Below are 13195 nucleotides of genomic sequence, written 5' to 3'. Positions count from 1 at the left end.
GAATTCGCTCGCACAGGCGTAGGGCGTAGAAGCCAGGATGATGAGGAATGCACGGGAATTACCCATGATAGACCGTGAAATACAGCTCATCCTCGATGGAATCGTGCTACACCTCAGTAGAAGAAGGATAGAAAGATGAAAAAATCACTTAGCGCTGTTGCTCTCGGTACCCTAATTGCACTGGGTTCATTTGGCGCAAACGCCAATATCGAAGAAGGTCAACTGACGATTTGGATTAACGGTGACAAAGGTTATAACGGTCTTGCGGAAGTGGGTGACCGCTTTGAGCAAGATACAGGTATTCCTGTCACCGTGGTTCACCCTGATGGTTTGCAGGACAAATTCCCGCAAACGGCGTCAACGGGCGATGGCCCAGATATTGTTTTTTGGGCGCATGACCGTTTTGGTGGCTATGCCGAGTCAGGCTTACTGGCAGAGATACGTCCGTCGGATCGTTTAAAAGAGGGTATGGTCGATTTTGCCTGGGATGCGGTGAAATATAAGGGCAAATACGTCGGTTATCCAGTGGCAGTGGAATCACTTTCCCTTATCTACAACAAAGATTTGGTGCCCAACCCACCAGAAACGTGGCAAGACGTGGTTGCCGTGGATGCCAAGCTCAAAGAGCAGGGCAAATCAGCCATCATGTGGAACTTAAAAGAACCGTATTTTACTTGGCCACTGATGGCGGCTGATGGCGGTTATGCGTTTAAACAAACGGCCACTGGCTATGATGTCAAAGATGCAGGCATTAATAATCAAGGTGTGCATGACGCGCTACATTTCATGAAGCAGATGGTCAAAGATGGCGTGATTTCATCTGACATGGACTACTCGGTTTCTGAGTCTTCTTTCAACCAAGGTGACACAGCGATGACCATCAATGGCCCATGGTCGTGGGGCAACATCGAAAAGTCGGGTATCAACTATGGTGTGACCACCTTACCCACCTTCCAAGATGAAGCGTCTAAACCCTTTGTTGGTGTGTTGAGTGCCGGTATCAGCACCGCATCACCAAATAAAGCACTGGCGGTTGAGTTCCTTGAAAACTACCTGCTGACTAAAGAAGGCCTTTCGACGGTCAATGCTGATAAGCCCTTAGGTGCGGTGGCACTGAATGCCTATCAAGCGGAGCTGGCGAAAGATCCGCGCATTGCGGCAACGATGGAAAACGCCAAACATGGCGAAGTGATGCCAAACATTCCACAAATGAATGGGTTCTGGGCCGCTGCCAAAAACGCCATCATCAATGTGGTCGATGGCCGCCAAAGCGTTGAGGAAGCCCTCGACGATGCGGAAACGCAAATGGTCAAATAAGCTCTATCTGCAGGGGGGCTTGCCTCCCTGCATTTTTTAAAACTATGTGAGTAGCGTTCCTTATGCAGTCAGTCCAAGGTTCCCAAGCTATGACAACGTCAGGCTCTTCTTTGCCCAGTAGCACAAAAGCGTTCATAAAGTGGGCGTTACTGGCTACTGTGGCCATCATCAATGGCTATGCCACCGTCTTGATGTATTCGCGTGGTGAAACCGCCTTTGCCCTGTTAACTGTGGTATTAACCGCACTAGCCCTGTACATTTTTGGCAGTAAAAAAACATACGCCCATCGCTATATCTATCCAGGTATCGCGGGGATGATCCTCTTCATTATTTTTCCTTTGGTTTATACCGTCGGGCTGTCACTAACTAACTATAGCGCCAAGAACCAGCTCTCTTTCGAGCGTGCCCAGTCGGTATTGCTAGAGCAAACCTTTCAAAGTGGCGACAGTTATCCTTTCTCTTTGTATCAAACGGATCAAGGCGTTCGTATTGTGGTGGAGGGTGAAAACACACGTTATGCCACCAAGCCATTTGAATTTGCAACACTGGCCGATGAAAACTTATCACTTAACCCGATTGACAGTGTTGAGGGACAAAAAGCGTCACTCCGCGATGTGATTCAAAACCGAGAGGCACTCGGTAATCTAGATTTGCAACTGTCAGGTGATCAAACCATTCGCATGAGTGGTTTACGTAAGTTCGCCGCCATTCAGCCTTTGTATAGTGAGCAGGAGGATGGACGCACGCTGATCAATAATAAGACGGGTGAGACACTCAAGCCCAATGATGAGATAGGGTATTACCAACCTGTTAATGCGTCAGATGAATTTATCGGTGACACAGTGTCGCCTGGCTATGTGGTGCAAATTGGCACCGATAACTTTGAGCGTGTCTGGACCGATGATGGGATTAAAGAGCCCTTTATTGGCATCTTTATTTGGACGATTGTTTTTTCTGTACTCACCGTTGTGTTTACCCTCTTTATCGGTTTGATATTGGCGAGCTTGGTGCAGTGGGAAGAGCTGAAAGGCAAATCGATCTACCGCTTGTTATTGATCCTGCCTTATGCGGTGCCAGCTTTTATTTCGATTCTGATTTTCCGCGGTTTGTTTAACCAAAGCTTTGGTGAAATCAACATGGTATTGGAAGCCCTGTTTGGCATCAGTCCGAATTGGTTCTCTGACCCGTTCTTGGCGCGGAGCATGGTGCTAACTGTCAATACCTGGCTTGGTTTCCCTTATATGATGATCCTCTGTATGGGCTTGCTTAAAGCGATCCCCGATGATCTCTACGAGGCATCAGCGATTGACGGCGCGAATTTCATTCAGAACTTCACCCGTATTACGCTGCCGATGATGATTAAACCATTAACACCGTTGCTGATTGCTGCTTTTGCCTTTAACTTCAATAACTTTGTGATGATTATGCTGTTAACAGAAGGTGGACCAAACCGTATTGGCACCACGGAGCCGGCCGGTTATACCGACTTGCTGGTCAGCTACACCTATCGCATCGCCTTTGAAGGCAGTGGTGGTCAAGACTTTGGCTTGGCAAGTGCCATCGCAACACTGATCTTCTTGATTGTCGGGGCATTGGCGTTAATCAACCTCCGCATGACGCAGAAAAACGAGCACTGAGGGACGTAAATATGGCAATGGTACAAGGTAAATCCTTAAAATATCGCGTCTGGGCAACCCATATTGGCTTGTGCTTATTTTTGGCGCTGATCCTATTCCCGCTGTTAATGATTATTGCGATTTCATTCCGTGAGGGGAATTTCGCCACTGGGAGCTTGATCCCGAAAAATCCATCACTTGAACATTGGAAATTAGCATTGGGCTTCCCGGTAACTAATCCGGATGGTTCGGTCACACCACCGCCATTCCCCGTTCTATTGTGGCTTTGGAATTCGGTAAAAGTGGCTGGGATCACCTCGCTGTTTATCGTGGTACTCTCTACTACTTCGGCGTATGCCTTTGCCCGTATGCGGTTTAAAGGCAAGCAAACCATCTTGAATGCGATGATGATCTTCCAAATGTTCCCAGCGGTGTTGGCGTTGGTCGCTATCTACGCGCTATTTGATAAGCTGGGTCAGTACATCCCGTTTTTGGGGTTGAATACCCATGGTGGTTTGATCTTCGCTTATTTGGGGGGCATAGCGCTCCACGTATGGACGATTAAAGGCTACTTTGAAAGTGTTGATGGCTCATTGGAAGAAGCCGCGGCACTGGATGGTGCAACGCCATGGCAAGCCTTTAGGCTGGTGTTGCTGCCACTGTCAGTGCCCATCCTAGCGGTGGTCTTTATATTATCGTTTATTATGGCCGTGGGTGAGGTACCGGTTGCTTCGATTCTGTTGTCGGATGTTGATTCGTATACCTTGGCGGTCGGCATGCAGCAGTACTTGTATCCTCAGAACTATCTGTGGGGCGACTTCGCGGCGGCAGCAGTCTTGTCAGCTGTGCCGATTACCGGTGTCTTCTTACTGGCCCAACGTTGGTTAGTGGGTGGCTTGACCGCAGGTGGTGTGAAAGGCTAAGGCGTTACGCCCTCAGGCGAAGCAAGAACGCTAAAGTAAAGGCAGCTAACATTAGCTGCCTTTTTTGATGCGGGTGTCCCGTCCTGAAATACGTTGACATAAAGAGGACTTCTTTATGACAACATCAAGTAATTCAAGCCGTAAGCGCACGCAACGTGATTACACCTTAGCCTTTAAATTAGGCGTTGTAGAGCGTGTTGAAAAAGGCGAAATGACGTACAAACAAGCTCAAGCCCGTTTTGGCATTCAGGGCCGCTCAACGGTACTCGTCTGGCTCAGAAAACATGGTAGACTCGATTGGTCGAAGCCATTTCAGCATCCCCTTATGCCACATTCAAAAGAAACCCCATCCGAAACTATCAAGCGCCTTGAGCGTGAGTTAGCCGAAGAGAAACTGCGTAACCAAATCCTCAATGGTATGGTCGATATCATGGACAATGAGTACGGAGCCGGCCTCAGAAAAAAGTACTTATCCGGTACATCTGGCAAGCCAAAGCCAAAAGTAAAATAAAGTTAGCGGCGGCATGTCGTGCCACAGGCATTTCTCGGCAAGGTGTCTATCAAGCCGTTGCTCGAATGGAAAGCCGAAGAGCTGAACTATCAATCATCAGAGACTGGGTCCAATACTGGCGTAAGTATATGCCGAGGTTAGGGGCGCGTAAGCTCTACGCGTTGGTAAAGCCCAAGCTAGTTGAACACGAAATTAAGCTAGGGCGAGACGGGTTTTTTAGCTATCTGAGAAGCGAAGGCTTACTGGTTAAACCCAAGAAAAGCTACACAAAAACTACGTGTAGTAAGCACTGGATGAAGAAGCATCCTAACCTGCTAAAAGAAGACGGACTGCATGATGCTGCGCATGTACTGGTCAGCGACATCACTTATGTTGAATCAGACCAAGGTGTGCACTATCTGTCACTGGTGACCGATGCCAACTCACGCAAGATAGTGGGTCATCACGTTAGCGAAGATATGAAAGTCGACAATGTAGTGAAAGCGCTGAAAATGGCCGTCAAAGATAAGCGCTATATCGGCAATGCGGTACATCACTCAGACCGAGGTTCGCAATACTGCTCAGCCGTTTATCAGAGTGCGCTACAGGAGAGTCAAATCCAGCCGTCGATGACGGATGGTTATGATTGCTACCAAAACGCGTTAGCGGAAAGAGTCAATGGCATACTGAAGCATGAGTTTTTACTGTACCGGTGTAAGACACTGACAGAGCTTAAAATACTGGTAAAAGAATCGATAGCGATATACAACGAAATGAGACCGCACCTAAGTTTAAGTATGGCAACCCCCAATCAGGTGCATAATAAAAAAGGCCAGCTACTGGAGCTGGCCTAAAAACTGTCAACCTATATTAGGACGGGACAGGGTAATATTGGGCTACAGCCAGTCACCGTCAATGCAGACTACAAAGCGCTTGCCTGCCAATATCAGAGATGGCTCGGGTGTGGTGATGGTTGTTTCATTGGTTGCGCTGTCACAGACAATACGCCACTGATGATTTGGTGGAAGCCGTAGGTTGTGCGCGGTGTCGCCGCTGTTAATGGCAATGAGCAGCGATTGACCCGCGTCAGAATGATGCGCACCGAGTGTGATCTGACAGCTGAGTGCTTGCAGGCTTGGCCATTGATGATCGTGAATAGGATCGCCATTCGGATGTCGCCACTCAATCTGATTGCAATGGCGCTGTGTGCCACTCAACGCATCAATAAAGCGCGGTATGATAGCATTGCGACGTGCAATCATGGTGGCAAGCCAGTTTGACCAAACATGATCCTGCGTTTGCCAATTTAACCAACTGATGGGGTTGTCTTGGCAATAGGCATTGTTGTTTCCCTGTTGCGAGTGCCCTAAAACATCGGCCATTAGAATGTGCGGCGTCCCCAGCGAGAAGAGGGTGCTCGCCATCATATTCCTTTTTTGCCGAGTTCTTATCTCAATAATATCAGTATTGTTTGTGGATCCTTCAACACCATAGTTGGCGGAGCGATTATCGCCATGGCCATCTCGGTTGTTCTCGCCATTGGCGTGATTATGCCGCTTGGCATAACTGACCACATCCTGCAGGGTAAAGCCATCATGGTAGGTGATGTAGTTGATGGGCAGGTGATCCGGCCAATACGCTGCGCTGAAAAAGTCGCGTGACCCCATCAACCGCGTGGCGAAATCCTGTAGCATACCTGGCTCTCCTCGCCATAAACTGCGCGTGATGTCGCGGATTTTATCGTTACATTCGGCCCAGTTAACCGGAAATTGTCCTAGCTGATACCCATCGGGGCCTATATCCCATGGTTCCGCAATCAATTTGACCTTAGAAAGGATCGGATCTTGGGCGATGGCCAGAAAAAAGGCATTATGGGGATCAAAGGTATCGCCGTCTCGCCCTAAGGTGGCGGCGAGATCGAACCGAAACCCATCCACGTGATAGTCGGTGACCCACATCCGTAAGGTGTCGAGCACCTGCTTCATTGCAGCAGAATGGCGTATATCAATGGTATTGCCACAGCCGGTATGGTTGCGCAGCCGTTGGCCATCATGTAAGTACATGGCATGATCAAGCGCTTTATAATGAAGAATCGGCCCACCTTCTCCGCCTTCCGCCGTGTGATTAAACACCACGTCTAAAATGACTTCGATGTCGTGGCGGTGTAGTTCGCGTATTGCCGTTTTCAGCTCGTCAACCGCATTTTTTTCCGCGTAGCGTGGATCCGGAGCCATCCAAACGTATGGGTTGTAGCCCCAGTAGTTGGTTTTTTGCTGGCTGAGTAAATGCGGCTCCGGTAAGCAACAGGCAATCGGCAGCAGTTGCAGGCAATTAATCTGATGTTGTTGATAGAACGCCAACATCGCTGGTGACACCAAGCCTAAATAACGTCCTTGCTGTGTTGGCGCGACATCTGGGTGCTGTTGAGTTAGCCCTTTAACATGGGTTTCGAAAATAACGGTATCGCACATTGAGCGTTGGGGCGATGACACGCCTTGCCAATCAAATAAGTCGTGATCGACGACTTGGCAGCGCGCAACCTGTGTGCTTTGCGATGATGTATAGGGAGGCTGATAGGTTAAAGGGCCGGTAATGGCCTGAGCATAAGGGTCAGCCACACACCAGATTTGACCATCATGTGAGACCTCAAAGCTGTATTCTTGCCCTGCAACGACATCAGCAACATCTTGTGTCCAGTAGCCACGCTTATATTCGTGCATAGCGATCCGCTGAGGTTGGTGCGCTTGATGCCACAATAGTAAATGTACGCCGTCCTGGTCTGGCGCATACAGTGTAAACCGACAGCCTGATGGGTGTAATTGCGCCCCTAATACATAAGGAGATGGGAAACAAACCGACATAACTAACACCGTTAAATGAGACGAGTCGCTATTAGAGCGGTTAACTATAAATAATTCAATCTGACGTCACATTTATGATCATTGCCCCTCATGTAATAAAGTTTCATATCGCTATGAATAAAATTATTAATAGTGATCTGTTCGACGTTTTGTAGGGGGTAAAAAAGAAACCCAATTACCAATTACGCCTTGGTTCAGTGATCGATGTCGACAAGTTAGGATAATCCGCCTTAGCTCCTCCTTACTCCTCCTCCCCCTTCAACCACATCCCTGGATGACGCGCACTTTAGTGTGCAGGGATAGGATATTTCCAGGATAACGAAGAAAGCTAAGCCTTGGACACACTGTCTTTTTCCACTACCCACTGCCGGTGTGAAGAGACACGTAAAAAAGGCGCATTATGGAGTAAGGTATGAGAAAAGTAAGTTTAATTGCGGCGGCTGTCGCAGCTGCTGTCACTGCCACCTCAGCGTTCGCTGTCGATTTTAATGGTTATGCTCGTGCGGGTGCTGCGATCGGTGGTGATGGTGCAGGTGATAGTGCTTTTGAAAAGAATAAAGTTGGTCGTTTGGGTAACGAAGACGATAACTACTACGAGTTCGGTTTTTCAGAGGAGCTTCAAACCGGAGAGCAATCATGGAAGCTGGAATCGATGATTGCCTCTAGCGACAAAGGTCAAAATGGTTGGGAAGATAGCGAGATTAATGTCGCGCAATTTAATGTCCAAGCCAAAGGTGTGATTGCATCTGACCCTGAAGCCGTTATCTGGGCGGGTAAGCGTTATTATCAACGTAAAGACATCCACATTACTGACTTCTATTTCTTGAATACGTCAGGTACCGGTGGTGGTATCGAAAATATTTCATTGGGCGACCAAAAGCTTTCTTTAGCGTTTGTTCAAGATGGAGAAAATGATCAGTCTTCAGGCTATATTTTTGATGCACGTTTAGCCAATATTGGCTTGTGGGAAGACGCTAGCTTAGAGCTTGCCACGGCCTATAACTTTGCAACAGAAAAAGATGACCAAACCGAAGCCGCTGATGATGGTATTATGCTAACCGGTATTGTGCATCAGAATATGGACAATGGCTTCAACCAAACAATCTTGCAATATGGCTCTGCAGGGTACGGTGATCAGATTGCTGGCTTTGGGTCTGGTGCATGGTACAACCGTGGTTCAGACGATAAAAACGATGCGCAAGGCTATCGTATTATCAACTGGGGTGTGATGAATGTTGGGTCGTCAATGGAACTCGGACATCAGCTTTCTTATCACAATGGGTCGGATTTGACCGATGGTGAGGGTGACTCTGATATGTTCACTGCAGTTGTGCGCCCTGTTTATAAGTGGAACGATACGATGCGCACCATTGGTGAGGTCGGCTTCTTTGATGGCGAAAATCAAGGAACAGACCAAGGAGGCCACAAGTTTACTCTAGCTCAAGCATGGGCAATGGGTGACAGCTTCTGGTCGCGTCCTGAAATTCGCTTCTACGGCACGTATATTACGGATGAAGAAGGAGATACGTTTGGTGACAAGGGTGACTCAGAGTTCGTAACGGGTGTGCAATTGGAAGCTTGGTGGTAAGTCTTTTTTAAACTGTCTTTTTTCATAGCCGACAATTGTCGGCTATTTTTTTAGGTGTTTTACATGAATAAGAAAGTGTTATTTGTTTCTGGGCTATTATTACTTAGTGGGTGCTCGACGTTCGTTGATAACCAATATAAGGTTGCACCGACAGGAAAGGCAGTGACGCAGATTGAAAAAGCGAAACAACTGCCGATAAAAATGGACAAAGAGATAAAAATAGCGGTCACCGCGCAAACACAAGTCCTCGATATCTATAGCATTGATAGCCCTGGCGTCATTTTCGACTTGCCTATGGTAAAAAATGGATTAGCTATCAATATTGAGGCAGAAGTCAACGATAGTGTTTTTGTCCCAAGTGCTAAAGTCATTAACCAGTCTGGCGATATTCGTGCTGAGCTTGATGATGAGGGGTTGGTCTATCTAAAGCCCCGTCTAGCCGATGGAAACCGTTTGCAAGGGAATATTAAAGTCCATCCACAAATTGGCGACAGTTCGCTCTATTTGGTTATTTTTACCGATAAAGATAAACTTAATGAAACGGTGGCGGTTAGCCACCCAGCGAAATTGGACGCAGAGGGAAGAGGTAACTACTTACCCGAAGTAGGCGATATTCAAGTGCCGCGCGCGTTGACTGGCACGTTTTCCATCGAAGCAACCGCATTGGGCGCACGTAACAAGGCTCAGTCTACAATCCTACCAGCGCTCTCCGCCACTGAACGCCCGCAACAAGAAAGCGTTAGTTTTTATCACCAGGCTATTCGGGCCGCCATTGCAGACAATGATGTCGACAAAGCAATGGGATTGCTGCGTGATGCGGAGCAATTGGGTATTACTGACGCTGACCAAGTCTTTCGTGACGCGATGAAAGCACAATTAGACAAGAAGTAATCTCACCATTTAAGCTACGTTTTACATCGCGTCTTCAACAAGACATAACCTCAAAAGGGCAACGTTGGTTGCCCTTTTTTAGTATGAGAGGTAAGGCTGGAAACTAGACCGTAAACGTATCGACCAGTTGGCGAATCGTTTTGGCCTCGTGGTTGAGGGTTTGGTTTGCGCCTTGCGCTTGCTCACTGAGTGACAAGGTTTGTTCTATGCGTTGTGACAGTGCCTGGATGTTTTCAGCCACCTGCCGAGAGACTGCACTTTGCTCTTCCGCCGCGCCTGCGGTTTGGTAATTGATATCGCCTAGCTGCTGCACCAAATCAACAATCTCGGTTAAGGTCTCCTGCACGGAAACACTCGCTTGATAACCCTCCGCCGCACCACGCTCACCTTGTTGGATGACAGCTTCAATATCGGTAAGGAGTTGGTTGAAGGTTTCAAGCGTCGATACGATTTGGTCGACAGATTTTTGTGAGTGCTGGGCCAAGGCACGTACCTCGTCAGCGACGACCGCAAACCCTCGGCCAGCCTCACCGGCGCGTGCCGACTCAATCGCGGCATTGAGCGCTAGCAAGTTGGTTTGATCTGAAATGCCGCGAATGTCGTCGAGTAGAGAGGCAATATCGCTACCACTGGCTTTGACTTCGCTGACAAAACTGTTGGCTTTTTGCAGATCTGTGTTGGCGGTTTGGTTACGTGCCACATTGTTAGCCACATTCTCCATGCATTGATTCAGCGATGAAACCACTGCGGTATTTTTCTCTTTTGAGGCTTCAGAGTTGGTTGCCACATCTTTTGAGGTCGCGGTCAGTTGTTCCATCGCGGTCGCGGCTTGGTGTAGTGTCTCGGTATTATCAGACAGGGCTTGGTGGGCATCGGTGATGGCGTTATTGGCTGTCGTTGATGTGTCGGATAAGCGCCCACCTGCTTGTTGAATTTGTCCCACCATCGATTGCAGCGCATCCAACATATGATTGACTGAGTGTTTAATACGATCAATCTCTGTCTTACCATTAACCGACAAACGCTGCGTTAAATCGCCACCACCTTGGGCTATCGCTTGAATCGATTGCTCGACGCTACTCAACGGTGCTAATTGACGTTTGATAACGATTTGAATGATCACAAAGGCCAGCAGAAGCACGAGGCCACTCACCCAATATATGGTGTTTTGAATATCGCTTTCGGCGTCTGTCATCATTTGATTCAGCTGTGTGACGGGGGCCATCGCGGCCTGCTTGGGGGTCACAATCATCACTGACCACGTCTGAGACATATTGCCAAATTCGATCGGTTGCGACACATAAAAGTGCGAATCGGTTTGTTTGAATTGGCTTTTATGGCTTTGCTTTTGAAGCTTGGCAAGAGAGTGATACGCGGGAGAGGATAGTTTGGAGACCGCGGCACCATGCTGGACTTGTTGATCGGTGCTAGCAACGATTCGGCCATTTTGACTGACAACAAACAGCTTACCGTTACTGTCGGCACGTTTAGCCAGAATGGACTGGATTTGTGCTGTAGTCAATGTACTACCCACCATGGCAACGGTTTTATCGAAACGGAAAACGGGGGTTGTCACATCAAACACCGTTTGGGTTTTGCCATTAATCTCAGCGGTTCTCGGGTCGGTGATACAATCTTTTTGTGTGTTCACCGGACATTGATACCAAGGATTGGTTTCAGAGAAATTTTGCGCAGCGGTAAGGCGCATTTCCCCGCTCTCATCTACCGACACCGACGGCACATAGCGGCCATCTACAGCGCTTGTTGGGTCGCCGTAGTAAAAAGCATCGGCGCCCAACACGTTTTTTTGCCACTCGGTGTAGATGTTGTGCCATTCAGGTTGGCGTTTCAAAATCGAATACATGATCCGAGGTATATCATCTCGGTCGAGGATCCGTGCTGACTTATTTTTTTCCGCTTCGGAGGTATAAATCTGAGCGATAGTTCGCACCGTGTCGAGAGGAGAGGCAATATACGCATGGATCTCCTCGCTAATCGCGGTCGCGCGATTTTGCATCTTAATCACTTGATCACGCTTTACGTTTTCAGTGACCTGGGATGACATTGCTGACTGACTGCTATTCAGCGTTGACAAGGAAACGGCACTCACTGCTCCAAGACCGATCAGGACGATGGATGAGGCAGCTAAGCTTATCCGTTGACTTATAGAAAGGGTACGCAACTTTTTCATAATCACTATCCGCACAAAGAAAACCGCACAAAGAAATACTCTGAGTCGTCGAGTGGCGAGACAATGGCGTCGTGCGAAGAGTGATGGCACAACCGGTAGCGCGCCGACAGAGACGATAAGTGACACTAGTGTTACTTAATTAAGAAAAGGGCACATCCTCCTTAGTGGGGGATTATAAGGAGGAGAGCAATAGGGGGAAGGACGAACTCGACGGATAAGATTAAAATGATCCTGCGCACATAACATTATCCATGCCGATGCAGTAATGCTGCGAGGATCACACCGTGTCCTTATTTGCTTCCTCTTAATTTATTCTTATTCACACTTCTGTTAGTAAGTAAGAAGGGCGTAGCGAGGTGGATGAGGTTACATATCAGCGGATGTGCTACCAGTTCTACGCATTGACTCATGCTTATCTATTAATAATATGTTGGTATTTTAACGATTCAACCGCTTGTCTTGTCATTTTTTTCTCAATTAAAATTAGCATGTTTACTCTAGTTTTAGAGTTATTGCTCACTAAAATAATCATTACACTTCGTATGTCATGAAAATGTCAAAGTGTCAATTCTTCGTGGGATTTTGAACATAAAATACAAATATGAGGCATTGCTCCAAAATTGTGTAATTTTAATTAATGTCTAATTTTTCGTTATGTATGCTGGCGCACCGTCAGTGATAGCAGCACAGCGAGTCATTGATGTTTTTAAGATGTTAACGCAGTTCAGCGTGACAGGGTCACTCCTGGCTGTGCTGTCATTTTGGTGAAGGTATCGAGGGTTCAAAGTGTCCAAAGAAGGAAGCGTAGCGCCTAAAGAGCGCATTAATATCAAGTACGTCCCCGCGACGGGTGATCAGCAAGCAGAAGTAGAGCTCCCACTAAAAACTTTGGTTGTTGGTGACTTTAAGGGGCATACAGAAGATACGCCTGTAGAGGAGCGTGCAACAGTTTCGGTAGATAAAAACAATTTTGAAGATGTAATGCGTGAAAGCAATTTACGTCTTTCCACCACTGTAAAAAATCGACTTGCCGATGATGAAGATGCAGAGCTCCCTGTGGAGTTGTCTTTTAAATCAATGAATGATTTTGCCCCCGATTCTATTGCTGCCCAAGTTCCAGAGCTGAAAAAATTGATAGAGCTTCGGGAAGCGCTTGTCGCGTTGAAAGGACCTCTTGGTAATATTCCTGCGTTTCGTGATCGTCTGCAGGAGCTGCTTAACTCTGAAGAATCGCGCGAAAAACTGCTTGCTGAACTGAATGTGGTCAGTAGTGACGACGATGCTCCGAAAGAGTAATTGATTCAAACCAGTAGTAAAT

The 13195-nt window shown here is 47.6% G+C and carries 9 protein-coding genes; 7 read left to right on the top strand and 2 right to left on the bottom strand.

Annotated features, from left to right (window positions below; translation table 11 throughout):
* The first annotated feature begins 135 nt into the window (after positions 1-135).
* The 4 genes from malE (at position 136) to BUQ98_RS16840 (ending at position 5200) form a co-directional block, all read left to right on the top strand.
* Positions 136-1317 (top strand): maltose/maltodextrin ABC transporter substrate-binding protein MalE, encoded by a 1182-nt coding sequence (gene malE, locus BUQ98_RS13355; RefSeq protein ID WP_074214301.1) that lies wholly within the window; start codon positions 136-138, stop codon positions 1315-1317.
* A gap of 62 nt (positions 1318-1379) precedes the next feature.
* Positions 1380-2954, top strand: a complete 1575-nt coding sequence (gene malF, locus BUQ98_RS13350; protein ID WP_074214300.1) for a maltose ABC transporter permease MalF — start codon at positions 1380-1382, stop codon at positions 2952-2954.
* Between the two features lie 11 nt (positions 2955-2965).
* Entirely contained in the window at positions 2966-3856 is an 891-nt protein-coding gene (malG, locus tag BUQ98_RS13345) for a maltose ABC transporter permease MalG (protein WP_074214299.1), read from the top strand.
* Between the two features lie 115 nt (positions 3857-3971).
* Positions 3972-5200 (top strand): IS3 family transposase gene (locus tag BUQ98_RS16840; RefSeq protein WP_139294610.1). Its coding sequence is split into 2 segments (ribosomal slippage): positions 3972-4323 and positions 4323-5200, totalling 1230 coding nucleotides; the frame shifts between segments, so codons are not numbered across the junction.
* A gap of 42 nt (positions 5201-5242) precedes the next feature.
* Here the strand turns inward: BUQ98_RS16840 and BUQ98_RS13330 are convergent.
* Entirely contained in the window at positions 5243-7207 is a 1965-nt protein-coding gene (locus BUQ98_RS13330; RefSeq protein WP_074214298.1) for a glycogen debranching protein, read from the bottom strand.
* Between the two features lie 412 nt (positions 7208-7619).
* Here BUQ98_RS13330 and lamB point away from each other — a divergent pair, with 412 nt between their 5' ends.
* Together lamB and BUQ98_RS13320 are read left to right on the top strand one after the other, a co-directional pair.
* Entirely contained in the window at positions 7620-8795 is a 1176-nt protein-coding gene (lamB, locus tag BUQ98_RS13325) for a maltoporin LamB (protein WP_074214297.1), read from the top strand.
* A 63-nt stretch (positions 8796-8858) separates the two neighbouring features.
* Entirely contained in the window at positions 8859-9686 is an 828-nt protein-coding gene (locus BUQ98_RS13320; protein WP_074214296.1) for a MalM family protein, read from the top strand.
* 103 nt (positions 9687-9789) lie between these two features.
* On the opposite strand, the gene BUQ98_RS13315 is transcribed toward BUQ98_RS13320, so the two are convergent.
* Positions 9790-11877 carry a methyl-accepting chemotaxis protein gene (locus tag BUQ98_RS13315; protein ID WP_083605296.1) on the bottom strand — a complete coding sequence of 696 codons (2088 nt, stop codon included), beginning with the start codon at positions 11875-11877 and terminating at the stop codon, positions 9790-9792.
* 786 nt (positions 11878-12663) lie between these two features.
* On the opposite strand from BUQ98_RS13315, the gene tssB reads away from it, so the two are divergent.
* On the top strand, positions 12664-13173 hold the full coding sequence (tssB, locus tag BUQ98_RS13310; RefSeq protein WP_074214294.1) for a type VI secretion system contractile sheath small subunit: 510 nt from the start codon (positions 12664-12666) through the stop codon (positions 13171-13173).
* Positions 13174-13195 lie beyond the last annotated feature (22 nt).

The organism is Salinivibrio sp. ES.052 (genome assembly GCF_900141775.1).
Taxonomy (GTDB): Bacteria; Pseudomonadota; Gammaproteobacteria; order Enterobacterales; family Vibrionaceae; genus Salinivibrio.
The sequence above is the reverse complement of the archived record's forward strand: the minus strand, read 5'-3'. Positions and strand labels throughout refer to the sequence as shown.